Here is a 26,138-nt window from a genome sequence, read left to right as displayed (position 1 = left end):
ACTTCAACCTCCAAGGTAGCTCAATTCTCAGCTGCCGAGTGGGATTTTTGCGTTCTTCCTTCTGTTAATCAGATCTACGAAGGCCTCTAGCCTTGTTGCAAAGCCTGCTTCACCGGTATGCTCATCCACTACAAGGGTTAATACCGGGAAGTTCATGTCTCGGCTAACCTGCTGTAGCACGCTCTGGGCTACAATCTCAGGCATACACGTAAAGGGCAGTATGTGTACCACCCCATCAAACCCTGCCTTAGCCATCTGAACTGTATGGGCCACCGTCTCAAGGCCGTGTCCTCCCACAAAATGATTGAGATAGGGAGAACACTCCTTACTGAGCCGTCTTTGGTAGGCCTTGTTCCGGAAGGCCAAAAAGATATGTCGTTTGATCCAATCGCTTAAATAAATGGTACGCTCCACGTAAACGCCCATCTGCCCAAGTTTTTCCTCAACTTGCATGTTTACAAAGGGCTCTAACACAGTGTAAATTTCGCCCACTAAGCCAATCTTAAACCGGGGCGCCGCACTTGGACGTTCACAGTCCCTGAGAGCCGAGATACCTTCTTTGGTTGCCCTCTTAACTTGGGCAATGGAGCTGGCCCGATCAACTTCCCGTAAAGCCTCCTCCAAGCATCTACTTGTCACCTTTGGACTGGTTTCCACCGCCCGGGACCAATTGGCCTGTTTCTCTAACCGGTCACAGGCTTTGAACTTTTCCCAGGCAAAGCGGATTGCCCGCCAAACTCCCGTCGGTCCGTTATTTCCTTTCAACACACCTAGTCTTTCTACCACTTCCCAAAGGTCTCGATCCGGCGGCTCTATCACTATCATTGTATAATCATATCCTAGATCTGACAAGATCTGTCGCTGTACCTCAGCATAGTAACCAAATCGGCAGGGACCTGCACCACCTGCCATCACAATGGTATCGGCACCCTGCTCCAAGGCCTCGATGTAGTTCCCCACGGTAAGTTTCAGGGGCAAACAAGCCCACTCGGGGGAATACTTAGTCCCTAGATTCAAGGTCTGTTTGGTCTGCTTAGGGGTAATGATCACCTCATGACCTAACCCCCGAAAGATACTTGCACCCGAGATATGAAGTGTACCCATATGAGGGAAGGTAATCTTCATCGGCGAACCCTCCACCTAATCATATCGATAAAAGCTTCTAGACGGGTTAACATCCCCGCCTCCCCGGTATGTTCATCTACCGTAAGAATCATAAAAGGACACCCTGCTCCTCGAACAGCTTCCTCCATCAAGGTGATGGTCATTGAATCGGTACCACAGGGAAAGGCAGATAGGTAAATCACACCGTCGAACTTGGCCTGAGCGTAGTACCTGGATGCTCCCATGTTCCGCTTTGCCGAGGTCCAAAACACCGGTTTGATCCACAGGTGTGCTAGATCATCGAGGGTGTTCTTCGGCAACATGTCCGTGGTCCAGACCGTAACACCCATCTTCTGTAAACGACCAATCACGTTCATACTCAGGTAGTCATCATAAAGTAGATAGGAGTGACCCAAAACCCCCACTACAAGATCCTGGGTTTGCTCCTTCACCGGCGCAAGGTCTCCTAAGACATCCAGTGAGCCGTGGGCCAATTCCTCTAGCTCCTCTAAAAACAAGGTGGTCTTTCCGTTTTCCCACATTTGTAGTGCGTCCCGGGGATTGACCCCAAGATCCGTAGCCTTTTCATACCCTTCCTGAGCCTTGATGGCGCTAGTCGTACTTATCCTAATCTGTCTTCTTCCTTTGCCTAGTTTACGACCAACACTATACAAAGCCTTGGAGAAACTAATCCCCTGTTTAACATCGACTATTGGGTCTAGAAACTTTACCTGGGGAAACATATTGTTTTGCAGATCAGGCAAACCCATGAACTTAGGACAAATGTACTCCCGGGGATCAACACTGATTAGACGCGGCAGAAAAACATAGTCCACACCCTGTGCAATCAAGTCCGCAACATGCCCGTAGCAAACCTTTACCGGTAGACAGGTCCCATCGGTTGCATTCTTGGTTCCGAAATCCACCATTTGTTTGGTTGTCTTGCGGGATAATCTAATGGAAACTCCCAATTCCGAGAAAAAAGTCTTCCATAGGGGCCAATAATCATAATACCCAAGGGTTCGGGGAATACCCACGATCATCTACAGGTTCTCTCCTTCCAATACACTACAATATTCGATCCGAGGATGGCAAGTCCTGCTAAGTGACTACTCGTCACCGGAGAACTTGTCCGTTCCATCCTTTTGGGCCATGGGGCGCTCTCTCGCCTCAGGGACCGGTGTGCGGAACAAAAGGCGCACAAAGGCTGAACCGTTAAAGGGAATCAGTGGCCATAAATAAGGAGTACCAAAGGATTTAGTAAATAAGAAGACCAAGAATACAAAAAGAACGCCAACTCCCAAGCCCCCTAACCCGAAAAATCCGGCAAGAATCAAAAGTAACAGACGAAACATCCGAATTGCCAAAGAGAACTCTAGGCTCGGAATGGCAAAGGAACCAATAGCCACCACCGCCGTATATAGGATCGTCTCGGGCACAAACAAACCTACCGTCACCGCCAACTGACCTAAGAGTACAGCACCGACAATACCCAAGGAACTGGCTAAGGCATTGGGGGTATGGATAAAGGCCATTCGGATTAAATCAAATCCCAGCTCCAAAAGGATAAACTGGACGAAGATGGGTACTGTGCTCGGCTCCTTGGGTCCAATAACGCTCCATCCTGCGGGGAAAAGACTAATATCCTTTACCAAGGCCAGCCAAAGGGGTGTAAGTAGGAGGGCGATGAGAATACCCGCAAAACGAACCCAGCGCAACCAGCTGCCTACTACTGGATGCTGGAAGTACTCTTCGGCATGTTGGGTAAACTGCCAAGCTGCAGCTGGTAGAATCATCGCCGCGGGGGTGGTATCCACAAGGACAATCACATGACCCTCGTAAAGATGGGCCGCTACGACATCAGGCCGTTCGGAAAATCGCACCTTAGGTAAAGGGTTAAGACTAACCCCCACCAAGTATTCCTCAAGGCTTTTGCTCCCCATGGGTAACCCGTCGGTATCTACCTGCTTAATCCGTTGTTTCACTTGCTCTATAATCTTCTTAGGGGCCAAATCCTCGATATAGCCAATGACAATGTCTGTACGGGAACGATTACCTGCATTCACGGACTCGAAACGCAAGCCCGCATCCCGCACCCGCCGACGGATCAATGCCGTGTTAAAGACGATGGTCTCAACGAATCCGTCTTTAGCACCCCGGGTGACCCGCTCGAGATCCGTCTCCCCCACAGCCCGCACCGGATACTCCCTGGCATCAATGATAATCCCTTCGCGGATACCATCTACTAGTAGTAGGGCGGGGCCTGAGAGGACCTGTTCAATGGACTCTAGCACCGTACTAACCGTACTAACCTCGGTATAGGGCAAGTGTCTTGACAGGATCGACTCCAGAATACTTGGCAGTACCTGTTCCCTTTGGGCGCTCATCAAGTTACGCATGACAATACTCATGACTTGATCATTGAGTAAGCCATCAATATAGATCAAAGCTGCCCTCTTGCCGCCGATGGTTAGTCTTCTTAGGATCACATCATAGTTGGTATCAATAGCCAGTTCGTTGCGGAAAATCTCCAGATTCTCGTCCAAATTGCGGCTGAGATCCATTATGTTCACTCCTACAGGAAAATCCTCTCGCTTCTAGGTAGTCTTCTCCGACGGCTCCACCCTTATGCAAAGGACCAATCCTTTAGTGCCCGCACACCACAATAGCTGGAAAGCAAAATGAAGCAGGCACCCCCAAGGGAGTACCTGCTTCATTTTAATGCTGGTCTACCGAATAGCCGTAGGAACAAATAGATCGATAACCCCGATGACAAAGGCGGCAATCAAAGCCGCGATTACTGAGATGGACATGTTGGGGACGACAAACTGGGTGGCCCAAATCACCACCGCGGCCACAATGAATCCTACGATCCCGCGGCCATAGGGGGAAACTCGTTTGCCGAAAATGGCTTCAATAACCCAACCGACACCTGCAATTACTAACGAGGCCAGAAGGGCGTTCAAAAAGCCCAGGGTCCGAAATCCCGGTAGAATGAAACTAAGTACCATCAAGACCACGGCGCTAACTACAAACCTTACTACAGCTCCGATCCAATCCATTTTCTCACCTCCACACTGTTAACTAGTGGTCCTCCACCTTAAAGGCTAGATGGAGATCGACCCTGTAATGTACGATGTTACCTTCTTCATCTACATCGCCGGTAAAGTTTTTTAGCTCTACCCCCGTAATCTGCCGTACCGTAGTACTGGCCTCTTTTACTGCTTGTCTTGCTGCGTCTTCCCAGCCTAGCTTAGACTGGCCGATTAACTCAATTACCTTGACTACGTTCACGGCTCTCATACTCCTTTACCCATCATCATTTTTCCACAGGATACACCTATTATGCGTTGGGAAATGGAATTTCATGCAAGGGCGGAGTTGAGTACCCGCAGCAGGTTTCCTCCAAGGATCTTTTGCACAGCCCAGCGGGGATAGCCGCTTTTATCCAATTCTTCGGCTAACAGGGGGAGGGAGGTAATATCATCAAGTCCTAAGCAGACTTGACTAATACCATCGAAGTCGGTACCAATGGCAACGGAATCAATACCGCCGACTTCAACTAGGTAATCAATGTGGGAGAGCACATCATCTATACTGGCAGTGGGGGCGGTGGTGAGAAAATAGGGGCACAGGTTCACCCCGACAACACCACGGCGCTCTGCAATTGCCTTAATCTGTGCCCGGGTGAGGTTACGGGGATGATCACATAATGCCTTGGCATTGGAGTGGGATGCCACAGGAGGCAGAAGACTATGTTCCACTGCCCCCCAGAAGCTTGTTTCAGAAAGATGGGATACATCAAGCAACATCCGCAACTGATTCATATCTTCAATCAAGTTCTTGCCTGCTTTTGTCAGGCCGTACTTCCTTCCGGGATCCATCGCGGCACTGGCAAAGATGTTACTGTAGTTCCAGGTGGGATTAACTAGCTGCACGCCCAACTGGGACAGGAAAACTAGGCGATGCCTTGCGTAGTGATCATTGATGACTAGAGGACATGCCCCTTCCAGTGATAGGGCAATCCTCGGCCGATATTGCCTGGCCGGTGCTAGAAGATGCCTTCCGCGGCGCAATAACTGCACCCGCTTATCCTCTGCTAGTCGTAGGACAAGCTGCAACTGCTGGAGCACACGGTTCCAAAGAGGTTGGGTCCTAGACCCGTAGGGAAACAGGGCAAATACCGCAAGGTCAACCCCTGCCCTTTCCATTCTGGGCAGGTCCACATGCCCAGAATGGTTCCAACGGGTCAGATCCCTACCCTGTTCCAGGGCCGCAGACAGAACATCTAAATGGAAATCTGCTATGATTAACTGGTTCACCCATATCACCTAGTCTCGACAATTAATCTCATCCCAGTACGTTCTTGTCCGTCGATGACCACGTCCATGAAAGCTGGTATGCACACCAAATCAACACCGCTTGGCGCCATAAATCCCCGGGCAATAGCCACCGCCTTAATCGCTTGGTTTATTGCCCCAGCTCCAATTGCTTGCATTTCTGCACCACTATGCTGCCGCAATACACTTGCCAAAGCACCCGCTACGGAGTTCGGATTTGACTTCGTCGATACTTTGAGAATCTCCAATATTGTTCCCCCCAAGGACGTTTTTCGGCTGTCTGGGCAACCTGGACGGAAGCTGCCAGAGGCAACCTGTCAAGTACCATATTATGTACCGGTTGCCCTAAAGGTGCCTAGTCCTCGGTAAGGGAGATTGTTGTCGTACTCTCTGCAAGACCGGTTTCGGGGTTTATTCGTACCACTAGGGCACAAAACAGCAAACTGCCCTTGGCCACTTCAAACCGAGTCGGTAACCCGGACTTAAACTTGCCAATAATGGGGTCAACGGTAAATCCAAGGACCCCATCCCGGGCCCCGCACATACCCACATCGCTAATATAGGCAGTACCACCGGGTAGAATCCGGGCATCATTTGTCTGCACATGGGTATGGGTCCCAAAAACGGCGCTTACTCGGCCATCCAGATACCAACCCATGGCACATTTTTCTGCGGTCGCTTCCCCATGGAAATCAACCACGATAATATTCGTCTTTGCCTTTGCCTCTTCTAACAGGGCGTCCACACAGCGAAAAGGACAATCCAGATCATGAATAAACACCCGTCCTAACAGGTTGATCACCCCGATATGGTAATCACCTAGGACATAAAAACCAAGCCCCAGTCCAGGAACACCCGGCGGGTAATTAGCCGGGCGTAGCAGGCGGGGCTCCTCATCAATCAGCCCGTATATATCTTTCTTGTCCCAAATATGGTTTCCGCTAGTTAGAACATGGACGCCCCGGCCAAAAAGCTCACAGGCTACATCTTGAGTCAGGCCCATACCACCAGCGGCGTTTTCACCGTTGGCGATGACAAAGTCTATCTCGTATTCGCCACAGACTTGCTTCAAGAACCTCGTAATCGCCCGCCGCCCCGATTTGCCGACAATATCACCTACAAGCAGCAGATTAACAGTATTGTTCACCTAGCCTAACCACCAATCTAGTCCGGTCATCTACTTAGCATAGTCCACGGCTCTGGTCTCCCTGATTACCGTGACCTTAATCTGTCCTGGGTATTCCAATTCGGACTCAATTTTCTTAACGATCTCCCTAACCATGATTGTCGACTCATCATCAGAAACCTTTTCAGGCTTCACCATAATACGGACTTCCCTCCCTGCGGAAATCGCATAGGCCTTATCCACACCGGAAAAGGAGTCGGCAATCTCTTCTAGCTTCTCTAAGCGGCGGATATACGCCTCCAAGGTTTCTCTGCGGGCGCCGGGACGAGAAGCGGAAATACTATCCGCTGCAGCCACCAGCACAGCTTCCACCAAACTAGCCTCATGATCCCCGTGGTGACAGGCCACCGCATGGATCACGTCCTCGGATTCTTTATACCGTCGTAGCAAAGAAACCCCCAGTTCCACGTGGGTGCCTTCGGTCTCATGATCAACAGCCTTACCAATATCATGGAGCAGGCCAGCACGCCGGGCTAAACGCCCGTCCAAGCCAAGCTCATCGGCCATTAGGGCCGCTAGTTGGGCCACTTCCACCGAATGACGTAGTACATTTTGCCCGTAACTGGTACGGTAGTGCAACCGTCCGAGCAGCTTAATCAGTTCAGGATGTAATCCCCTTACTCCTACTTCGTAGGCAGCCTGTTCGCCGGCTTCCTTAATGGACTGTTCCACCTCTTGCTGGGCCTTCTCAATCATTTCCTCGATCCGCGCGGGGTGAATCCGACCATCCGCCACCAGTTTTTCCAACCCAATGCGGGCAACTTCCCGTCGAATGGGATCGAAGCCGGATAGAATCACCGCCTCCGGAGTATCGTCGATTATCAGATCGATTCCAGTTAGGGTCTCCAACGCCCGGATATTACGACCTTCACGGCCAATGATGCGTCCTTTCATCTCATCGTTGGGCAAAGTCACAACAGAAACCGTTGTTTCCGCAGTATGATCTGCGGCACAACGTTGAATGGCAAGACCAACAATCTCTCTGGCCTTTTTCTCAGCTTCTTCCTTAACCAGTGCCTCTGTTTCCCGGATCAGGGCGGCCCGCTCTTGGATTAGTTCCTCCTCCAGGTTTGTCAGCAGCATTTGCTTGGCCTGCTCTGCGGTCAACTGAGCAATGCGCTCTAGCTCCGACCGTTGAGCGGCAATGATCCTCTCAAGCTCGCTCTCCTTGTTCTCCACAGCTTTCAGCTTACTGTGCACAAGGCTTTCCTGTTTGTCAATGGATTCACTACGTCGATCTATGGATTCCTCTCTTTGAACAAGGCGCCGCTCCAGGCTCTGCAACTCATGACGCCTTTGCCGCTCCTCGGCGTTGAGCTCGGTCCGCATTTTGTGAATCTCTTCTTTGGCTTCCAGGAGTAGTTCCCGTTTCTTTGCCTCTGCCTCCCTAGTGGCCGTCTCTAGTATTTCACGGGCTGTATCCTCAACAGCACCGATCCTCTTCCTGTATAGGTGTTCGCGTAACACGACACCGCCAAACAACCCGATCACAAGTCCGATAATTACATAAAGTACATAAATAATCCTGACCACCTCCACTCACACAAACGTTCATCACAATACTGAAACATTGTAGCCTATGCCACAAATCAGTGTCAAGTAACCCTAATCACGCCGCTCATTAATGATGCGGCGCACCGTTTCATGGGAAAAACCCCTTCCCGCTAGGTAGCGAGACAGGCGTGCTGGATCTGAGGGCTTCGTGGTCCGCCTGCTCCAACTCTCAGCGGCAAGCGCCGCCTGTCTTTCCTCTTCTTCCGAGGAGTACAACTCGTCAAGTAGGCGTGTAGCAAGATGCGAATCAACACCCTTTTGACCCAACTCCCACCGAATCTTCCTGGGACCATGTCCGCTTCTAGTGATCCGGTAACGGATTAACTCTTCGGCGAATCGAGCATCATTGAGGTAATCATAACTGAGAAGCCATTGGATGACTTCCTCGATGACATCATCAACAAAACCACGCCTGACTAAATAGGCCCTTACTTCATAGACACTGTGTTCTCGTCTGCCAAGCAGCTTAATAGAAAGCTGCTTGGCCGCTTTTACGTTTTCCTCCATGCTACTTCGCTTCAACTGCCTCGCCTTCAATAGAGGGCAGTCCATGGGCCTGGCGAACCTTATTCTCCAATTCCAGACTCAAAGAGGGGTTTTCCCTAAGGAATTGCTTGGCATTCTCCCTGCCCTGCCCCAGCCTGGTATCTTCGCAGGAATACCATGCGCCGCTTTTTTCCACAATGCCAAGCTCCACAGACATATCCAGAATATCTCCTTCCTTAGAAATCCCGGTCCCGTACATAATGTCAAACTCAGCCGTTTTAAAAGGTGGTGCCACTTTGTTCTTCACAACTCGCACCCGGATCCGATTCCCCATGATATCCGTACCCTGCTTGATATTATCTATCTTGCGAATATCAAGTCTGATCGAGGAGTAGAACTTAAGGGCGCGCCCGCCCGGTGTCACCTCCGGGTTCCCAAAGATTACCCCTACCTTCTCCCGGATCTGGTTGGTAAAGACCACCGCGGTCTTAGACTTGTTAATGGCACCGGAAAGCTTTCGGAGAGCTTGAGACATCAGCCGGGCCTGCAGTCCCACATGGGAATCTCCCATTTCCCCTTCTAGCTCCGCCCTAGGAGCCAGGGCGGCCACCGAGTCAATAACAACCACATCAATAGCTCCGCTGCGTACCAGTGCTTCGGTAATCTCCAATGCTTGTTCAGCCGAATCGGGCTGAGACACAAGTAACTCCTCCAGATTAACCCCGAGATTCTGCGCATAAAGCGGATCTTGGGCATGCTCCGCATCAATAAAGGCTGAGATGCCACCTTTTTTCTGGGCTTCAGCCATGAGATGCAAAGCCAAAGTGGTCTTACCGGAGGACTCAGGGCCAAATACTTCGATTACCCGGCCTCGGGGGATTCCCCCCACTCCTAAGGCCACGTCCAAGGCCAAGGAGCCACTAGGAATAATATATTCGGGATTTGGCTTGGTCGATGCCTCGCCTAGAAACATAATCGAGCCTTTGCCAAACTGCCTTTCTATGTTCCCGACGGTTTTCTCCAAAACCTTCTTCTTCTCTTCAGACATACTTCCTGTTCATCCCCTTTACAATTTCTAAGACATTGGTTACAGATCCAACCGTCCTTCTGGGTTCAAGCCTTCCTTTGCATCAAGAAAGTTGCTTATTGGCGCGTAGATTTCCTGTTCTCTAATTCGACAATAACCCGGCTATCCCTCTTTCTGACCTTACCCGTTGATCAAATAACGTCTGTACCAAATGTCTTTGAAGGGAAAATCCACCGCCCACAACATCAACCTTTACACTATCAATAGCAACAAGATGCAGTGTCCCTGCTTCATCGGGGGAGAAGTATAAAAGAGCCACCGTATACGGCACAGGCTCATCGACAATAAATCCCCTAACCCCTGCAGCACCCGTGGTGCCTGCGTTGACTATAAGCTGTCCTTCTACTTCTTTCACTTCAAAAACGTGGCTATGCCCACAAAGGGTTACTTGAGCTTCGGTCACAATATTATGGGCAAGCCAATCATTGTGAACCGCGAGGATATCTATTTTCTCATAAGCATCCATTCGTTCTGCAATCTGCGGTAGCAAAGTCTTCAGTTGGTTAGGGGTCCAAGGCTGCGGTGAGGATAACTCCGCTGCCGGATCCAAAACACCGTAGATCCAGAGTCCTGCCACTTGGACAGCTTCGTCCTCTACCACCTGGACGTTTGGCATCATTCTCAGGCGATTTCTGATCTCAGGAGTCTCATGGTTCCCCGGAACAAACACATAGGGAACAGAGAACTGCCTGATTTGTCCAAGGAGTTCAGCTTCCAAGGGGGTCCCCAGGTCGGTCAAATCCCCTGTATCAATTATAGCATCAACTCGGAAACTATCCACAATCCGTTGAATAAAACCCAGGGCCGCCGGATTATTATGCAGATCCGATACGTGGAGTAGTGTTACTTCCCCCGCTGGTACACTAAGGACTCTCAACTCATCCATTCGTTCAAACATGGTATATAGATTGCCAGCTACCATCTGTAACTGATCGGAGAACTCTCCTACCTTATTCACATTCTCCTGGATGAAACTGAGCATCCAAGGCGCCCCTTGAATCATCCCCTCATACTGGGGATTATTGAAGGCTCCCACATTATATGTCAGATAGACACCACCTAAAAGCAACACCGGTGTAAGCAGTCCCAAGATAATTCCAATCTTCAGGTGCCGAATTGTACGATAACCGCAGACTAAGAGTCCCAAGACTCCCCCCAGGGCACCGATACCAGTCAGCTGCAAAATAAGCAGGACTAGACTAAGTTTCATCCCCTTTAGGATCTCAAACACCTTATCCTCGGTAAGTTGGCCCGCCTGCCACAACTGTTCCAATGCCGACAGATCCACATGGCGCAAAAAGATATTAAGCCTCACCGGTATCCAATGGGTCACTGCCGAAATCTCCCCCACCGGAGGAAGCATGATGTGGGTTGTTCCCCGCAGGGCCAATTTAGGCTGAATCAGGACCTTTACCGGACTGATAGTGACCGTGGTCCCTCCGTAGAAGTTGAGCAACACAAGGGCACCTAGAAAGGCGCAGAGAATCACCCTGTACAGGTCGCCCTGCTTGGGTGAGTAACCAATTCCCGGTCCTAGCATAGAAGCTGCCGCCTTAGTAGATCTAATGCCCCTTGACTACTTCTATACTTAATTTGCTCCCGGTCGCCCCCAAAATGATGTTCTTCAACAATGGTCCTCTCCCCCACCACCGCAATATACACTAATCCAACAGGTTTTCCACTCACATCACTCAAAGGTCCTGCAATGCCTGTCACTGCTAGACCATAGTCTGTCTGCATCAGGTCCCTCACCCCACAGGCCATCCTCTTAGCAGTTACCTCGCTCACAGCTCCCGCCTGATCCAAGACCTCCTGGGGAACACCGAGTAGTTTGTTTTTTGCTTCGTTTGTATAGGTCACAAGACTTGCCTTTAAGAAACCAGAACTACCCGAAACGTTGGTCAGCCGGTGTCCCACAAGTCCACCGGTACAAGACTCGGCAATACTGAGGGTCTGTCTTTTCGCAAGCAGCATTTTCCCCACAACTTCCTCCAATTCATCGTTCCCACTACCATAAACCATGGTCCCTAAGCGTTGTCTCACCGTATTTTCCACCGGTGCAATCAATGCCTGGGCCTGGGTCTTGTCACCAGCCTTAGCGGTAATCCGGATCCGTACTTCGCCAAGTTTTGCATACAAGGCCACCGAGGGATTGGCCAGGCCCACTAAGTCAGATATTTGTTCTTCTAAGGCCGACTCTCCAATCCCGCAGACCTTCAGGACTCGGGATTCGATCACATGTTGTTCCTCGGCCTCAAGGCGCTTGCGCAAATAGGATAGCCCTTGCTCAAACATAACATAAAGCTCCCGGGGCACACCGGGTAAGCAGATAAAAAGGGCCCTCTGTGTAGGTAAAACAAACCCCAAAGCAGTGCCCCGAGGGTTATCCAGCAGAACACTACCTGTGGGGAAATAGGCTTGGCGCAAGTTATTCTTCGTCGCTGGTCTACATACCTGACCAAAGTACTGTTCAAGATGCCCTAACGCCTTAGTGGATAGCTCCAGGGGACAATTGCTCACCATGGAGACAGCTTGCCTAGTCAGATCATCTTCCGTAGGCCCTAAACCGCCGGTCACAATGACCAGATCCGCTCGTTCGGCGGCCCTTCCTAGGGTATCGACTATTCTTACAAGATTATCTCCCACGGTACTGTGGTAGTAAACATCGATGCCCAGCTCTGCCAGTTTCAAGGACAAATACTGGGCATTTGTATTGGCAATCTCCCCAAGGAGCAATTCCGTACCAATGGCCACAATTTCCGCTTTCAAATCATAACCTCCCTGTACTCTAGCCTAATCCAATGAGGCTTCGAAACTGCATACCATCCACAGTCTCTTCATTGAGAAGGTACGATGCGACCTCCTTGACTGCTCCTTGGTAGGAAGCAATGATCTTACGCACCCAATCCTCTCGCTGTCCGATCAATGAGCTTATCGTCCGGTGCAAAATATCTGTAGGTACATCCTTCATATCGATAACCCCAAGTTCAGACATACCCGAGGCAATCATCCGCTTGGCCAGATTTACAGCCTGCTCAAAGTCATTTGTTCCCCCAGTTGATCTGCTTCCTAGGATTAACTCCTCCGCTACCGCACCGGCTAGGGCCACTGCCATCTGATCCTGCAGCTCCTCCACGGTATATAGATACTGATCCGCGGTGGGAGTCTGCCTCATGTACCCAAGGGCTCTGCCCCTAGGTACAATGGTTACCCGGGAGACAGAACCGGGATTCGCCAATTCGCTAACCAAAGCATGACCAACCTCATGGATTGCTACCCGCTGTTTTTCCGCCTTGGCCGGTTTTCGGTCTAGCTTTTCACCCATCATTACTTTATCGATAGCTTCCCGGAAATCCTGCATAGCGATCACGTTTCTTTTCTGTCTCAGGGCATTGATCGCCGCTTCATTTACCAAACTTTCTAAATGAGCCCCCGAAAACCCAAAGGTCTCCTTGGCCAATTCCGCCAAGTCCACCCCTTCTGCCAAAGGCTTCCCCCGGGTATGAATCCTGAGAATGTGCAGTCTTCCTTCTTTGTCCGGTAGCTCAACACTGACCAAACGGTCAAACCGTCCCGGACGCATCAGGGCAGGGTCCAATAGATCCACCCGGTTTGTAGCCGCCACCACCAGCAAGGAGATCTCATCATCGGTCCTAATTCCATCCATCTCCACCAACAGCTGATTGAGCGTCTGATCATATTCTAGATGACTGGTATGTCTTCCTCTTTTTCCGCCCAACACTTCGATTTCATCCACGAAGATAATTGCGCTTTTTCTCGTTTGCTTTTTGGCTAGTTCCCTGGCCCGTTGGAAAAGGCTACGTACCCGTTTAGCGCCAACTCCGGCATACATCTCCACAAATTCAGATCCCGAAGCAGCCAAGAAGGCAGCATTGGTATACGTGGCTGCGGCTTTTGCCAGCAGAGTCTTTCCCGTACCCGGTGGTCCAAACAGAAGAATACCCTTAATGGGTCTAATCCCCAACTTCCGACACCGGGAGGCGTCTTTAACGAAGTCTAAGGCCTCAATGAATTCCCGTTTGGCTACCTCTTGACCCCCGATATCGTCGAAGCCAATGTGGGGAGTGACGCCAACATTCTCAGCGACATTCACTGTCTGGTATTCCTTTCCCCGTACATCAAGGAAGTACTTGAGAATAAAAAGCAAAGCGCCAATGGCAATCAGTGGCGTTACATCAACACCTGAAACTAGGGCAAAGATCACTACGGCAATCCCGGTTCCGATTAAGATCTCTTTTTTCATGTGATTGCCCCCTGTCTTGGGACTATTTCATACAGATAGGCCTCTTCTGTTTCCAGTTCCACATAGACATAGTCCCGGTCCACAGTAATTCGGGCATCCAAGTCCTCGGTGAGTTTGCTCGCTTGGGCAGCCATATCCACGAAATCTCCTGTACTGATCGCCTGCCACAAAGCATAGTGCAACCGATGATAACAATCAACAAGTTGCTGGTCTCTCCGATCGACAAGCTGAATTGTACCTAACTTATCACCTAACAACTCTTCCGCCGTATCTTTGATCTTTCCATAGGTAGTCTCCAATTGAGAAACCCGGTCTAGAGTAATTACCAAGTCGGTTTTTCGTTGGGTCTTCACTTGGAGCCCTGAAACCCCCTCAATAGAAGTAAAGGCCTCCACTAGAGAGTCTAGGACGTAAAACCTTTCATAGACATATCTACCACCAAAGAGAAGTCCGAGCACTATTAAAGTCACTACTATTATAATTCTGATTTTTAAACCGTTAAAGTTCATATGCAACCCCCCGGCTTGTCATATTGTAACATGCAAACCCACAGGAGGGGTAGATGTACTTTGTACCAATTGAATCCACAAGAAAGAGTCGATTCCACACTACCTTCAAATTGAAGTTCCCTAGCACACGAGGCTTCTTAAGACGAAAAGACTTCAGTTGTTCCCCTGGCAGTTCGATTGAAAGCCCCTTATACATGATTTATAGGTGCTATTGTAACATGAAATAGAGGAGATACTCTTGCCGCAAAACTGGTTCGGTTTATCGGAAACGGAAGACTGGAATCTGTGTAGCTGCAATTCCCGCAACCTATCGTTGGGCCCCCGCTTCCGTTTTTCGGTAGTTGGGGACTGGATCTAGGTCGCGATGGGTCACCAGGCCTTGCGACTCGCAGTTTTGGGTTACGTCTAATTGATTACCGCATATTATGTGGGTAGATAGACTCCATTCTCAAGGGGCCAAGTTTTTGACCCCTTGAAGCAGGATGGAAAAGCATGGAGTTTAGCTATCCTGAGTAGTCACCTCTTCCCGATCACCGAAGAGAAGGACTAAGGCGACGACTACCGAGGCTATGCCAATAATAACCTGAAGTACCGGTACACCACCAAAGAGATTACTTAAGGCAGTATATAACGCCGGAATTGCATGTACCAGTCCTGCAACTAGAAGCAATGCCACACCTGATGAACGTATCCATTCCATTTCGTCTACCTCCGTTAGCTAGGTTTGTATGCTATACTCAATCCATAGTATTGGCAATTGATACTTCAATAATGCTAAGGATGATGCCTAATGCAACTTACTTTTGCGAAAATGCGCGGATTAGGCAATGATTTTATTCTCCTGGACTGGTTGGACATTCAGCATAGTCTGAACCCATCAGCATTGGCTCTAAAGCTTTGTCACAGGCATTATGGCATCGGAGCCGATGGACTAATGGTATTGACCACCCGGGGTAGTTGTTTTCAGATGCGGATATTCAACCCCGATGGAAGTGAAGCTGAGATGTGCGGTAATGCCATCCGCTGTGGCGGTAAATACCTGTGGGAACAAGGATATACTAGAGCTAGTAGCTTCTCCATAGATACCCTATCAGGACGGAAACACCTGTCCTTAGACATCGCGGGAAACAAGGTAAGGCAGATCACAGTGGATATGGGCAAACCTGAGTTCTCTCCAGCAAGAATTCCCGTCAATCTAGATGGGGATTCTGTCATTGCTCGACCTCTACCCATTGATGACCACCGTTCAATACCAATTACCTGCGTGAATCTCGGAAATCCCCATTGTATCCTCTTCGGGGACAATGACCCTTGCCTTTTGGGACCAAAGATCGAGTACCACTCCCTATTCCCTGCGAGAACTAATGTTGAGTTTGTCACTGTCCTCGGTAAGAATGAAATTGACGTGCGGGTTTGGGAACGGGGTGTTGGGGAAACCCTAGCCTGCGGCTCCGGGGCCTGTGCTGGAGCGATTGCCGCTTACCTCAATGATTACACCACAAGAAAAGTAAAGGTGCATCTTGTCTCGGGTACCCTAAACGTTCACTGGCAGCAGGATCAGCATGTGTACATGACTGGTCCCGCCACATTGGTTTTCAAAGGGAGAATAGACTGCTAGACCGATGTCCTGTTAAATCTCGTGGCACTTGCAGGAAGAACCACTCATAGAATGTATTATGTGTCAGATACAGGATGGAGGGGTTTTCCCTTGTATGATGAGAGCCTAATCAAGCATGTCTTCCCTGGCGGTAATACCTCCTTGGGGTTTCACTCTTTCTATGACTACATCGCCGATGATACCTTTCGCAGAACGTGGATACTAAAGGGAGGGCCAGGGGTCGGCAAGTCCACCTTCATGAGGTACATCGGTGAGCATTTTCTAAAAGAAGGCCTCCCTGTGGAATATCACCATTGCTCCTCGGATAATGACTCCCTCGATGGTGTCGTAATCCCGAAACTAAAGGTGGCCCTGATGGATGGTACAACACCCCACCACAGGGAACCAAAATATCCCGGCGTAGTAGATGTGGTCTTGGACTTTAGCCGTTTCTGGCAGGAGGTAGCCTTAGCTAAGCATCGTAGGGCCATTATTGCCCTCCGGCGACAAATTCAAGAAGCCTTCACAAGTGCATACCGGTACCTGAAAGCCGCTGCGGTGCTCAGGGAAGATGAGGCAGCTTATTACAGGATGATTGTAAATCAAGATAAGCTAACTAAAGCCAAGATCAGTCTGCGGGAAAGGATCTTCACGGGCAGAGCCCAGCCTGCGGGAAGGACACGACATCTTTTTGCCAGTGGCATCACTCCCCAGGGCTGTGTCCACTATCTTTCCAGCGTAATTGGTACATCGCAACAGGTCTATCTAGTCACTGGCCCGCCGGGTAGTGGCAAATCTGCGCTTCTAGCTGATCTAGCCCATACGGCGGCTTCTTATCAGTTGGCCCACGAAGTCTACCACTGTGCCCTGATGCCCCAAAAACTTGAGCATCTAGTCATCCCTGCCCTAAATACCGCCGTGGTTACCTCAAGCCCACCCCATACCTATCGCCCGGCGCGTTTTGAGGAAATTAGGACCGAAAGGTTCCTCCGTCGCAGCCTTGATGCAAATGAGGCACAGGATATGGAGCAAAGCCGCCGCGCATACCAACGTCTCTTAGAACTAGCCGTCAGAAAGATTGATGGGGCAAAACGCCTACATCATGCCCTAGAGGACCACTATATTCCCCATATGGACTTCCAGCAGGTTAATGCTTTGCGGGATGAGACCTTGGGTAAAATTAAGAAACTAGCATCAGTCTAGAGCCGCTGGAGACAATCTATTGGAATCCATCCTCGTTTTCGATCCTGTCGTTGAATCAAGCACCAGTCCTCCCGCTGCTTCTGGATAGAGACAAAGGCCCCCTCAGGCAACACAAAATGCACAGTACCAAGAAGACCTGGCTCGAAATGGGCCTTCGTCTCATCGATCACCACTACCCCCTTAGGGGGGCTTTCTGTTTCATAGACTAGTCCAACCGCAGACAACAGGATCAACACACCAAGGACAGCCAAAGCAGTCTTCATGAACCTAGTCCTTATCCTGGTAAGCAGAGCAAGGGGTAGAAAAATCATGTAGCAGACAAGTAACAGGACCTGCAATTCCCTGGGGGTAAAAAAACCGAAGATGTGACCGAGTTCCCACCGAGAAGTCTCGGGCACTAGGGACCGTACGTAATCCAGGTTATATCTAATATCCTGATCCCGGGGAGCAAGCCGCCGGGCCCGTTCGAAGTTGAGAATGGCATATCCAAGCTTTCCCTGCCGGTAATAGGCATTACCAAGATTGTAATAAACGTTGGCACTAGGGTAGACCTTTGCTAGCTCCTCATAGCAGACAGCTGCCTCCTGAAAGTTTCCCTGCTGGTAAAGCTCATTGGCCTGGTCGAACAACTGCCTTGTATCCTGGGCCTGTAAAGACGAGGTCATCCCTAGAATCACAATTAGCACACGTAAGAGTAGACGCATAGACCTCAACCTATCCTTTCAAAGTCCCTCACCATATCCAAAGCTAGTTGAAAAAGCTCCCCGTCCTTCTCTGTATCCCTGGCATAGCGAACCGCTTCAAGTCTAGCTAGCAGGTCCTCTAATCTACTTAGTAGGACCGGGTCCACATCCAAAGCCTTAAGATCATCTAGCACACTACGATCCATGCTGTAAGGGTTAAGACCGTATTTGCCGCCTAGGTAATTCTGCAATACGGGGAGGATCTCTTCCGGGGTCTGTTTCCGCTCTAGGATAGACAGCTCCCGCAGAGCATCCTTGGCAGCCTTCTTACTATCTTGAACCCGATTACTCCAAAGAAACCTCGCGATGGCTACTCCCCCCACTAGAAGGGTCCAGGAAACAGCAATGACAATAGGCAAAGAACCGGACTTGGGCTGCCGTCCCAGGGAGTCCTTAATAAATAGAATATCTTGACCAATCCTCTCCTGAGAATTCGGTGGAGCAACCTTCGTCGTAGAGGAAGCGACCTCCTCCAATACGCTCACCGGCACAGGAGAACTAGTTACCTCCAAATATTCCTCCGCTTCGGGGTCGAAATAGCAGAAGGTGAGGCTTGGGATCTCCCGCACCGGGGCCTTGGGGATAATCACCTGCTCATAGACCCAACTGCCCTCATTTTCCTCCTTAAGGTTGATCGGATACACTTGAAAGTCCGCGCAGCTTTCTAGGGCGGGAAGGGAGCTAACATGCACACTTCCACTGCCGAAAAGCTGCAGTGTTAGAGTAAGGGGTTCCCCGGCTATCGTGCTTTTCGGATCCACATCCACGAATAATTCGGTGAATTTGCCCACGGCACCGGCAAACCCTTCCGGGGCCGGTAAAGGAGGAGCAAGCACGTCAACGGCAATACTTGAGCTCGATAACACTAAGGGTCTTCTCTCATAACTAGTGAAAAAATCCGGAAATAGTCCACCACGGCTACTGCTTTGGACTAATACCTCACACTTCATGGTCGCAGGACCAAGGGTTTGCTGTCCCCTTTGGATAAAGGTAACATAAGTTTGAAAAGGGACTACCTGGTAGGTTTGTCCATTGATTACCTCACTGTGGGGGACCGGTTCAGCAAATTCATCCATTAGTAACCCTTCTCCACTAAGCTCGGGCCACTGTAGGTTCTCAGTCCGCACCCGGGTATACAGAAGTAAGGTCACAGGTACCTTCTCATAGGCATAGACCCGGTTTTTAGGTATATCTATCTTTAGAAAAATATCCTCCCGCTCTTCTTGAGTCCCCTGAACCACCGTCACCGTAATAGACCCGGTGGTCTGGGTCTGACCGTCCTGGACCACCTGAAAGGGTCCGATAATGAAGGTGCCGGTCTTTGTGGGAGCCAACCGGTAACTATATTCGGTAAACTGATCCATTTTCCCATTGATCACCGTGAGTTGATTGCTCGACCCAATATAACTAACGCTCCATCCTTCAACGGTGATCCTCGGTTGACTGCTTTGTCCGGGGATTCTCAAAGTCAGCCTGATCGTATCCTGCAATGAAATCTCTGTCTTATCCGTTAATACTTCGATACCTTCTGCTACAACAGTACCGGAAATCAGTAGTGTTATAGCTAATATGCAAAGGATCCTTCGCACTACTATCCCACCTTGCAGTTACCAGTAATACTCTGTGTCCGTCCCTTGGGGAAAAGTCTTAGGATCTACTTTTAGTTCCCCTTCCTGGACATTTAGGTATTCCAATAGCCTAAGGGCCTCTTCGTAGGTCATCTCCCCTTGGTCCTGTGGGGTCTCGGCGGATTGTTCTTGAGGAGACGAAGCATCCTGTTGACCTTCACCCTGTGACTCTTCTTGCTGTTCCTCTTCATCCTGTGATTCCCCTTCACTTTTCTCCGGGGAGCCTTCTTGTTCGTTTTCTGCTTGTTTCAGTTTGTCCCGGATGAACTCATAGTTTATCTTCGCGTCAAGATCAGTCGGATCATCTATGATCACAGCCCGGTAACACTCCAAGGCCTCGGTAAACCTATCCATCATGCTTTGTTGATCCTGCTCACCTAGACGATACAAGGTATTACCCAAGTTGTACCTACGCCAGGTATCTATACCTCCTGTCGGGGTGTCCTGACGATAGAATTCTTGGGCATTCCCGTAGTCCTCCTGCCGGTAATAGGCGTTACCTATATTGTAGTATAATAGAGGATTGTCCGGTTGATCAATTAGGGCCTCTTGCCAATGGGACAAAGCCCCTGCATAGTCACCGCCTTCAAAACAGGATAATCCTTTGGTAAAAAGGGCGCGACTTGGTGGCTTGATTCCCCAGAAGACTAGAAGCCCCCCGAGGAAGCAAAAGACAATTAAGACTAACCAGGCCACTTTCTTCACACCAATCGCCTTCCTCTTTCCACCATGATCTCAATCCCTAACAGAAGCACCGCTAGGAACAAAGGTACCTGGAACCGGTTAATCGGCTCACTACTCTCCGAAATTTCCCCATCATCCGCCGCAACTACCTCATGGTAGATCTGATCCAGCCCAAAGTCTCCCCTTACCGCATGGCGGTATGCCCCTCCTCCGGCCTTGGCCACTTCCTGCAGAACCTGTTCGTCCAATCGGGTCCGGACGATACGGCCGACATTGTCCTTAAGGTACGTAGTACCACCTTGCTCATCGGTAATGGGGATGAGCTCACCTTCTGAAGTACCAATACCTAAAGTAAACACCCTAACGCCTTGGCTCGCTGCCCCCTTGGCCACGGCGATGGGGTCACCAAGGTGGTTCTCTCCGTCGGAGACAATAATCAGCACCTGTTGACTCCCGGAACTGAATTTAAACGCGTCTACGGCCCTCTCAATAGCCGACTGGATGTTGGTACCCCCTACGGGAATCAGATCAACATCCACGCGTTCAAGGAGGGTCAGCAGGGCATCATAGTCCCGGGTCAGGGGCGCTTGCACAAATGCGGTACCAGCAAAAACAACAAGACCCACCCGGTCACCCTCTAACTGCAAAACCAAATCGCAAATAGCAAGCTTAGCTCTCTCCAAACGATTGGGCGCCATGTCCTGGGCAAGCATACTCGTAGAGACATCAAGGGCAATAATGATGTCTGCACCACGGCCCACCGGGCGAAGCCTATGGCCAATACAAGGACCAAGGGCAGCAATAATCAGCAAGAGTACGCTACACCAAAGCAGCACCGCGCGCATTCGAAAGCGGCGGTCTCCTAGATCAAAGGCGCTTCGCTTTAAAAGATCAAGTTCTCCAAAGAGGGCCAGCCGCTTCTTCCTGCTCTTCCCTGCGTAATAGAAGAAGAGGAGCAAACCGGGCATGATCCACAGTAAACTCATTAACCAAGGATGGGCAAACTTCATGGAATTCTCCTCAAACAAGTCTCTTTCAGTAGCAACTCAAGTAGTAATGCGCCAAGTCCACCAAGGAGAAAGTACAGATACAACGGAGCATAGACGTGGTACTCCGGGACCTGTAGGGGGGTCTGCTCCAGCTGATCGATCTCCTGGTAGATCTCTTGAAGCTCCTGAGTATTAGCGGCAAAATAGTATTTACCACCGGTGGTATCTGCGATACTCTGTAGTAATTCCTCATCTAGATCAATCTGTACATCGGCGTAGTAGGTACGCCCAAAGGGATCTGTTACAGGATAGGGCACTGGTCCTAGACTACCCACGCCAATGGTGTAAATCCGAATACCTAACGCCGATGCGGTTTTTGCCGCAAGTTCCGGATCAACCCGCCAGACATTATTCACCCCATCGGTCAGCAAAATGACCACCTTTTCCTTGGCCTGGGAATCCTTAAGCCGGTTGGCCGAAGCGGCAATTGCCGCACCGATCGCTGTGCCGTCCTCAACCATTCCGGTTTCCACAAGCCGTAGTTGCTGGGCCAGCCAGTCATGGTCCCATGTAAGGGGTGCCAAGGTATAAGGATCCTTGCCGAATACCACCACCCCGATGCGGTCATCACTTCGTTTTTGAATGAAATCCTCCACCACAATCTTAACAACCTGCAATCGATTCTGCCTACCACTGCCCACTGTAAAGTCCTCGGCTAGCATACTGGTAGATACGTCTATGGCCAAAATTACATCGAGTCCTTCTCCGTAACGGATCGTACGCAGGGTACGCACAGGGTTCGCTAATGCAACAATAAATAAGATCAGGGCCAAGATGCGTAGCCCAGCAGGTAGCCATACCAACCTGGTCTTCCACGAGGCCCCTACCCCATCTAGACGACGAAGAGAAGGAAAGGGCAAGGCAGGTCTTTGTCTTCTTGGCCATAGAAGCAGAGGAATGAATACAAGAAGTAGTAGACAATACGGTGTTCTAAAGGTCACTTGACTCATCCCTCGTCTCATCAATGAATGCTTTACATAAATCATAGGCCCGAAAGGCCTCCTCTTCCTTCGGCTGATAACCGGCAAACTTAACCAAGTCACAGTGTCTCAGGAATCGATCCAAGGTCTTCTTCTGATTTCGTTCTAGAAAGGAAGCACCTTGCAGGTTATTCAAGAACTCCTCAGTGGTCATCTCCATTACCTTGAGGGCAAAGCGTCCTTCAACATAGGCACGTAAACAGGCAGATAGACGTACATAGTATTCTTGGATGCGTCCTTGCTTAACAAGTTCCTGTTTCCGTAGTTCATCCAGGACACGGTAGGCAATCACGTGGGCCGGCAGAGACTCTTCTTGCTGGATTTGCGCCCGGGGTTTTCGCAGCCGGAAAAACAAGTATAAACCGAGCAAACACACTAGAACACCTGCCGCAATCGTCAAGGACTGTTTCAAGGTGAACCCCTCTGCCCCTTGGGGTTTAATATCCATGACATCATCTATCTCATCGGTCAGCAGACTTTCCACTGTTAGCAGCACTTCGGTACCGGAATGCTCGACCCGTTGCCCCTCTGATGTGGTAATTTTCGGAGGTGCAATAGTGTACTCCCCCGGCTCAAAGCTACGGAAAATATAGGTGTATTTGACTGTCTGCTCCTTGTGATCCCCAAAAGTAGAACTGGCTGTGACCAGTTCCAGGGCTGGATCAAACTCCGGTGTTACATCCAGTACTACCCCTGCTTCTTTGGTAAGTACCACTTCATAGGTAAATAAATCTCCAATATGCCCGGTCTCGGGCGTTAGGAAACACTGGATTTCAACCGACCCGGCATAGGCAATCATGGGACCAAACAGGAACAAGAATATCATTAACCCAATGTTTTTGACAGACATGGTCATCCTCCGGTTAACTGCGGGACATCCTTAGTCTTCGAGCTGCAAAAAAGGAACGCAAAGCAGGAACGTAATCCTGACCGGGTGCAATATCGATCCAGTCAGTACGACATGATTTGAAGAGATCCGTTTGAGTTTCATCTCGCTGATTAAAACGTTGGTGAAGTTGACGGTGCACGTGCGGATTACTCGTATCAACCAGTACTTGCTTTCCCGTTTCTGGATCTACAAAAGAGACCAGACCCAGCTTTGGCATGTACCGTTCCCGCTGATCCAAAACCCGCACAGCAATAATGTCATGATGTTTTTGCCCGATCTTTAGGCCCTTTTCATACCCCACGTCTTCGAAATCAGAAATCAGGAAGATCACCGCCCGACGCCGCAGTACTTTTCTCGCGTAGGAAAGGGCCATATCAATATCGGTGGCTTTATTCTTAGATTGAAAGTACAAAACCTCTCGGATCAGGCGGAGAATATTCCGACGGCCCTTCCTCGGTGGTACAAATAGCTCAATCTGATCGGTGAAGATCCCAAGACCAACACGGTCATTATTCTTCATTGCTGAAAAGCCCAAGACAGCACAGAACTCAGCCATCAGATCCGATTTCAACTGGTCGGCGGTGCCAAATCTCGTGGATGCGCTCCCGTCCACCAAGAGCATCACCGTCAGCTCCCGCTCTTCCACGTAGGTCTTCACGAAGGGCTCCCCCATACGGGCTGTCACATTCCAGTCAATGCTACGTACCTCATCACCTGGTTGGTACTGCCGCACCTCGGAAAATTCCATACCACTACCCTTGAAAGCACTGGCGTACTGTCCAGCCAGTGCCTCATCAACCAGTCGATCAGTATATATATGGATCCGCCTTAACTTTCGTACCAGCTCCTTAGGTAGCATTATTCCATAGCCTCCATATCCTAGGGAACAGGGACTTCATCAAAGATCGTATCAATCACATCATCTACCGTAATCTCATCGGCCTCTGCCTCATAGGTAAGCATAATCCGGTGGCGTAGTACATCCCACCCAATGGACTTTACGTCATGGGGCGTAACATAGCCCCGTCCTTTGATAAAGGCGTGGGCCTTGGACGCAAGGGTCAAACAGATGCTGGCCCGAGGGGATGCACCCCACTCAATATATTCCTCAAGACTTGACAAACCGTACTCCTCGGGTTCCCGGGTGGCAAAAATAATATCCACAATATAATCCTTGACCTTATTATCAACATAGATCTCGTCCACCAAAGCCCGGGCCTCAAGAATATCCGAGGGTTTGATCACAGGCTTTAGCTGAAACTGGGGATTAGTCTTCGCTTGCTTCTCTAGGATTTTCTTTTCCTCTTCCTTACTGGGATAGCCCACCTTCAATTTTAGCATAAAACGATCTAGCTGCGCCTCGGGTAGAGAATACGTACCCTCTTGCTCTATTGGGTTTTGGGTTGCCAAAACCAAGAAGGGCTCCTCCAATGGAAAAGTCTGGTCCCCTATGGTTACCTGCCTTTCTTGCATGGCTTCTAGCAGAGCACTTTGTACCTTAGCCGGCGCCCGGTTGATCTCATCGGCTAGAATAATATTCGCGAAGATGGGCCCCTTACGGGTGGAAAACTCCCCGGTCTGGGGATTATAAATCTGCGTACCCAACAGATCCGCAGGTAAAAGATCCGGTGTAAACTGAAGTCTTTGGAAGCGTGCCGCAATCGATGCTGCTAAGGTGCGTACAGCCAGGGTTTTAGCTAGCCCAGGTACACCCTCTAATAGCACGTGCCCATTAGCCAAAAGTCCAATGAGCAGTCTTTCAATCAGGTAGTCTTGTCCCACAATTACCTGACTGAACTGCGTCACAACTCTGTTCACCAACACACTGCCTTCTTCGGCTTTATGGTTAATCAGTAGAATGTCCTCATCGCCCACCAATTTATACCCTCCCCGCCTACTGCAAGTACTCGGTGAATCTTATATCATTGTAGCTTTACGCCCGTTTTCATGTCAAGGCAACCTAACTGTTATTCTAACACAAAAATATGAACAGAAAATGAACAAATGGTAAAGCCGCCAATCCCTTCCCGAAGAGACTACCTCCTCAGGATCACTCCATACCCCGTATAAGGGATATGGACATTATGCCCGCTAGTTGCCGAAACATTCGATTCCTATCGGAGCAAAGTGAATCACTTTGCTATCCGTGCCTAACCACATTGAACAACTATTGAATATGTTTGTTGCAAAATTCATGGAGTTGTTCTTTCCCAAAGCGTTCAAGCCTTTTGACTTTAACCACTTGGAGTCTCTATCTCAGGAAGTCTGTGCAGAGCTTGTCGCGGGAGATAAACTTGTCGTCGATGTGCTTGTAAAGACACGATTAGCAGGCGGAACCGAGCCCGCGTTAGTCCTGGTTGAACCCCAGGCATATACTCAGGAATGGTTAGGTGCACGGCTAAGACTGTAATTGATTTTGGTTTTTGTGGTGTTTAGCTCAACCGGCTACAATGAAGGGATTATGTCGGAAGCGACAGCCCTGTAGCGGCTACTTTAATGAGCAAGATGGACTATGAAGAGGAAGACAAGGTTGGGCTCAAATACGAATTTGCCCGAATGCTAATTAACATGAGGCACGGACATTCTTCCTATTCGCGTTCTTCGACATCACTGATCTAGATTCCTTGGAGCGACTCTACGACGAGCTACTTGGTATGAACTCTTTAGAGCAGTGCACCTTGTTGATAAACCTGTGACTGAAATAACAATAGCGGGAGTGCGCGGTTATTTGTGTAAACTCCTGTCAATAATGGCAGTAAAAGACAGGAGGTAGATTGATGATGTTTGACAGAGAGGTATTGAAAGAGATCATTAAGGAACAGGAAGTCAAGACTA

General features: G+C 49.8%; 27 protein-coding genes. 3 read left to right on the top strand and 24 right to left on the bottom strand.

Annotated elements, in window-relative coordinates; translation table 11 throughout:
* Nucleotides 1-27: 27 nt before the first annotated feature.
* The 16 genes from M0Q40_06500 to M0Q40_06425 all read right to left on the bottom strand — a co-directional run bounded on the left by M0Q40_06500 (nucleotide 28) and on the right by M0Q40_06425 (nucleotide 15,230).
* On the bottom strand, nucleotides 28-1,125 hold the full coding sequence (locus M0Q40_06500) for an acyl-CoA dehydratase activase-related protein (protein MCK9222258.1): 1,098 nt from the start codon (nucleotides 1,123-1,125) through the stop codon (nucleotides 28-30).
* Nucleotides 1,122-2,147, bottom strand: a complete 1,026-nt coding sequence (locus M0Q40_06495) for an acyl-CoA dehydratase activase-related protein (GenBank protein ID MCK9222257.1) — start codon at nucleotides 2,145-2,147, stop codon at nucleotides 1,122-1,124. The genes M0Q40_06500 and M0Q40_06495 overlap by 4 nt, the downstream gene beginning before the upstream one ends.
* A gap of 66 nt (nucleotides 2,148-2,213) precedes the next feature.
* On the bottom strand, nucleotides 2,214-3,668 hold the full coding sequence (locus M0Q40_06490) for a spore germination protein (protein ID MCK9222256.1): 1,455 nt from the start codon (nucleotides 3,666-3,668) through the stop codon (nucleotides 2,214-2,216).
* 165 nt (nucleotides 3,669-3,833) lie between these two features.
* Nucleotides 3,834-4,166 carry a phage holin family protein gene (locus M0Q40_06485; protein MCK9222255.1) on the bottom strand — a complete coding sequence of 111 codons (333 nt, stop codon included), beginning with the start codon at nucleotides 4,164-4,166 and terminating at the stop codon, nucleotides 3,834-3,836.
* A gap of 22 nt (nucleotides 4,167-4,188) precedes the next feature.
* Nucleotides 4,189-4,398, bottom strand: a complete 210-nt coding sequence (locus tag M0Q40_06480; GenBank protein MCK9222254.1) for a dodecin family protein — start codon at nucleotides 4,396-4,398, stop codon at nucleotides 4,189-4,191.
* Nucleotides 4,399-4,469: 71 nt separating this feature from the next.
* Complete coding sequence (locus M0Q40_06475) at nucleotides 4,470-5,426, bottom strand: dipeptidase (protein ID MCK9222253.1); 957 nt, start codon at nucleotides 5,424-5,426, stop codon at nucleotides 4,470-4,472.
* Nucleotides 5,427-5,431: 5 nt separating this feature from the next.
* The gene (locus tag M0Q40_06470; protein ID MCK9222252.1) at nucleotides 5,432-5,692 is read right to left on the bottom strand and encodes a stage V sporulation protein S; all 261 of its coding nucleotides are present in this window, start codon (nucleotides 5,690-5,692) and stop codon (nucleotides 5,432-5,434) included.
* Between the two features lie 107 nt (nucleotides 5,693-5,799).
* Nucleotides 5,800-6,591, bottom strand: a complete 792-nt coding sequence (locus M0Q40_06465; protein ID MCK9222251.1) for a TIGR00282 family metallophosphoesterase — start codon at nucleotides 6,589-6,591, stop codon at nucleotides 5,800-5,802.
* Between the two features lie 30 nt (nucleotides 6,592-6,621).
* Nucleotides 6,622-8,163 (bottom strand): ribonuclease Y, encoded by a 1,542-nt coding sequence (rny, locus tag M0Q40_06460; GenBank protein ID MCK9222250.1) that lies wholly within the window; start codon nucleotides 8,161-8,163, stop codon nucleotides 6,622-6,624.
* Between the two features lie 72 nt (nucleotides 8,164-8,235).
* Entirely contained in the window at nucleotides 8,236-8,706 is a 471-nt protein-coding gene (locus M0Q40_06455; protein MCK9222249.1) for a recombination regulator RecX, read from the bottom strand.
* Complete coding sequence (gene recA / locus M0Q40_06450; GenBank protein ID MCK9222248.1) at nucleotides 8,693-9,718, bottom strand: recombinase RecA; 1,026 nt, start codon at nucleotides 9,716-9,718, stop codon at nucleotides 8,693-8,695. The genes M0Q40_06455 and recA overlap by 14 nt, the downstream gene beginning before the upstream one ends.
* Before the next feature lie 121 nt (nucleotides 9,719-9,839).
* Nucleotides 9,840-11,297: a metallophosphoesterase family protein gene (locus M0Q40_06445; protein MCK9222247.1), complete on the bottom strand. Its 1,458-nt coding sequence runs from the start codon at nucleotides 11,295-11,297 to the stop codon at nucleotides 9,840-9,842.
* Complete coding sequence (locus M0Q40_06440) at nucleotides 11,291-12,526, bottom strand: competence/damage-inducible protein A (GenBank protein MCK9222246.1); 1,236 nt, start codon at nucleotides 12,524-12,526, stop codon at nucleotides 11,291-11,293. The genes M0Q40_06445 and M0Q40_06440 overlap by 7 nt, the downstream gene beginning before the upstream one ends.
* A 19-nt stretch (nucleotides 12,527-12,545) precedes the next feature.
* Nucleotides 12,546-14,021: an AAA family ATPase gene (locus tag M0Q40_06435; protein MCK9222245.1), complete on the bottom strand. Its 1,476-nt coding sequence runs from the start codon at nucleotides 14,019-14,021 to the stop codon at nucleotides 12,546-12,548.
* Entirely contained in the window at nucleotides 14,018-14,530 is a 513-nt protein-coding gene (locus M0Q40_06430) for a hypothetical protein (protein MCK9222244.1), read from the bottom strand. Before M0Q40_06430 ends, M0Q40_06435 begins: the two co-directional genes overlap by 4 nt.
* A gap of 499 nt (nucleotides 14,531-15,029) precedes the next feature.
* A complete protein-coding gene (locus M0Q40_06425; protein MCK9222243.1) occupies nucleotides 15,030-15,230 on the bottom strand; it encodes a hypothetical protein in 201 nt (66 codons plus the stop codon).
* Nucleotides 15,231-15,320: 90 nt separating this feature from the next.
* On the opposite strand from M0Q40_06425, the gene dapF reads away from it, so the two are divergent.
* Both dapF and M0Q40_06415 read left to right on the top strand, forming a co-directional pair.
* Complete coding sequence (gene dapF / locus M0Q40_06420; protein MCK9222242.1) at nucleotides 15,321-16,148, top strand: diaminopimelate epimerase; 828 nt, start codon at nucleotides 15,321-15,323, stop codon at nucleotides 16,146-16,148.
* Between the two features lie 90 nt (nucleotides 16,149-16,238).
* The gene (locus M0Q40_06415; protein MCK9222241.1) at nucleotides 16,239-17,330 is read left to right on the top strand and encodes a PRK06851 family protein; all 1,092 of its coding nucleotides are present in this window, start codon (nucleotides 16,239-16,241) and stop codon (nucleotides 17,328-17,330) included.
* Here M0Q40_06415 and M0Q40_06410 read toward each other — a convergent pair.
* Genes M0Q40_06410 through M0Q40_06375 form a run of 8 tightly spaced genes read right to left on the bottom strand, consistent with a single transcriptional unit; the run spans nucleotide 17,327 to nucleotide 25,127 of the window.
* On the bottom strand, nucleotides 17,327-18,034 hold the full coding sequence (locus tag M0Q40_06410) for a tetratricopeptide repeat protein (GenBank protein ID MCK9222240.1): 708 nt from the start codon (nucleotides 18,032-18,034) through the stop codon (nucleotides 17,327-17,329). The genes M0Q40_06415 and M0Q40_06410 overlap by 4 nt on opposite strands.
* A gap of 5 nt (nucleotides 18,035-18,039) precedes the next feature.
* Nucleotides 18,040-19,662, bottom strand: a complete 1,623-nt coding sequence (locus M0Q40_06405; protein ID MCK9222239.1) for a BatD family protein — start codon at nucleotides 19,660-19,662, stop codon at nucleotides 18,040-18,042.
* A gap of 18 nt (nucleotides 19,663-19,680) precedes the next feature.
* Nucleotides 19,681-20,406 (bottom strand): tetratricopeptide repeat protein, encoded by a 726-nt coding sequence (locus M0Q40_06400; protein MCK9222238.1) that lies wholly within the window; start codon nucleotides 20,404-20,406, stop codon nucleotides 19,681-19,683.
* Nucleotides 20,403-21,395, bottom strand: coding sequence for a VWA domain-containing protein (locus tag M0Q40_06395; GenBank protein MCK9222237.1), 993 nt, complete (start codon nucleotides 21,393-21,395; stop codon nucleotides 20,403-20,405). The genes M0Q40_06400 and M0Q40_06395 overlap by 4 nt, the downstream gene beginning before the upstream one ends.
* Nucleotides 21,392-22,420: a VWA domain-containing protein gene (locus M0Q40_06390; protein ID MCK9222236.1), complete on the bottom strand. Its 1,029-nt coding sequence runs from the start codon at nucleotides 22,418-22,420 to the stop codon at nucleotides 21,392-21,394. The genes M0Q40_06395 and M0Q40_06390 overlap by 4 nt, the downstream gene beginning before the upstream one ends.
* Nucleotides 22,365-23,264: a hypothetical protein gene (locus M0Q40_06385; GenBank protein ID MCK9222235.1), complete on the bottom strand. Its 900-nt coding sequence runs from the start codon at nucleotides 23,262-23,264 to the stop codon at nucleotides 22,365-22,367. The genes M0Q40_06390 and M0Q40_06385 overlap by 56 nt, the downstream gene beginning before the upstream one ends.
* 13 nt (nucleotides 23,265-23,277) lie before the next feature.
* Entirely contained in the window at nucleotides 23,278-24,162 is an 885-nt protein-coding gene (locus tag M0Q40_06380; GenBank protein ID MCK9222234.1) for a DUF58 domain-containing protein, read from the bottom strand.
* 20 nt (nucleotides 24,163-24,182) lie between these two features.
* Complete coding sequence (locus tag M0Q40_06375; protein ID MCK9222233.1) at nucleotides 24,183-25,127, bottom strand: AAA family ATPase; 945 nt, start codon at nucleotides 25,125-25,127, stop codon at nucleotides 24,183-24,185.
* A 313-nt stretch (nucleotides 25,128-25,440) separates the two neighbouring features.
* Between M0Q40_06375 and M0Q40_06370 the strand changes: the two genes are divergently transcribed.
* Entirely contained in the window at nucleotides 25,441-25,713 is a 273-nt protein-coding gene (locus M0Q40_06370; GenBank protein MCK9222232.1) for a hypothetical protein, read from the top strand.
* Nucleotides 25,714-26,138: the final 425 nt, after the last annotated feature.

This window comes from Limnochordia bacterium, assembly GCA_023230925.1.
Taxonomy (GTDB): Bacteria; Bacillota; Limnochordia; order DUMW01; family DUMW01; genus JALNWK01.
Note: the sequence above shows the minus strand (reverse complement) of the source record. Positions and strands in the feature narration are given on the sequence as shown.

Excerpts from the sequence above, each read along its gene's own strand:
- M0Q40_06500 (MCK9222258.1), bottom strand. The coding sequence starts at position 1,125 with ATGAAGATTACCTTCCCTCATATGGGTACACTTCATATCTCGGGTGCA.
- M0Q40_06495 (MCK9222257.1), bottom strand. The coding sequence starts at position 2,147 with ATGATCGTGGGTATTCCCCGAACCCTTGGGTATTATGATTATTGGCCC.
- M0Q40_06490 (MCK9222256.1), bottom strand. The coding sequence starts at position 3,668 with ATGGATCTCAGCCGCAATTTGGACGAGAATCTGGAGATTTTCCGCAAC.
- M0Q40_06485 (MCK9222255.1), bottom strand. The coding sequence starts at position 4,166 with ATGGATTGGATCGGAGCTGTAGTAAGGTTTGTAGTTAGCGCCGTGGTC.
- recA (MCK9222248.1), bottom strand. The coding sequence starts at position 9,718 with ATGTCTGAAGAGAAGAAGAAGGTTTTGGAGAAAACCGTCGGGAACATA.
- M0Q40_06445 (MCK9222247.1), bottom strand. The coding sequence starts at position 11,297 with ATGCTAGGACCGGGAATTGGTTACTCACCCAAGCAGGGCGACCTGTAC.
- M0Q40_06435 (MCK9222245.1), bottom strand. The coding sequence starts at position 14,021 with ATGAAAAAAGAGATCTTAATCGGAACCGGGATTGCCGTAGTGATCTTT.
- M0Q40_06430 (MCK9222244.1), bottom strand. The coding sequence starts at position 14,530 with ATGAACTTTAACGGTTTAAAAATCAGAATTATAATAGTAGTGACTTTA.
- M0Q40_06425 (MCK9222243.1), bottom strand. The coding sequence starts at position 15,230 with ATGGAATGGATACGTTCATCAGGTGTGGCATTGCTTCTAGTTGCAGGA.
- dapF (MCK9222242.1), top strand. The coding sequence starts at position 15,321 with ATGCAACTTACTTTTGCGAAAATGCGCGGATTAGGCAATGATTTTATT.
- M0Q40_06410 (MCK9222240.1), bottom strand. The coding sequence starts at position 18,034 with ATGCGTCTACTCTTACGTGTGCTAATTGTGATTCTAGGGATGACCTCG.
- M0Q40_06395 (MCK9222237.1), bottom strand. The coding sequence starts at position 21,395 with ATGAAGTTTGCCCATCCTTGGTTAATGAGTTTACTGTGGATCATGCCC.
- M0Q40_06390 (MCK9222236.1), bottom strand. The coding sequence starts at position 22,420 with ATGATTTATGTAAAGCATTCATTGATGAGACGAGGGATGAGTCAAGTG.
- M0Q40_06385 (MCK9222235.1), bottom strand. The coding sequence starts at position 23,264 with ATGTCTGTCAAAAACATTGGGTTAATGATATTCTTGTTCCTGTTTGGT.
- M0Q40_06380 (MCK9222234.1), bottom strand. The coding sequence starts at position 24,162 with ATGCTACCTAAGGAGCTGGTACGAAAGTTAAGGCGGATCCATATATAT.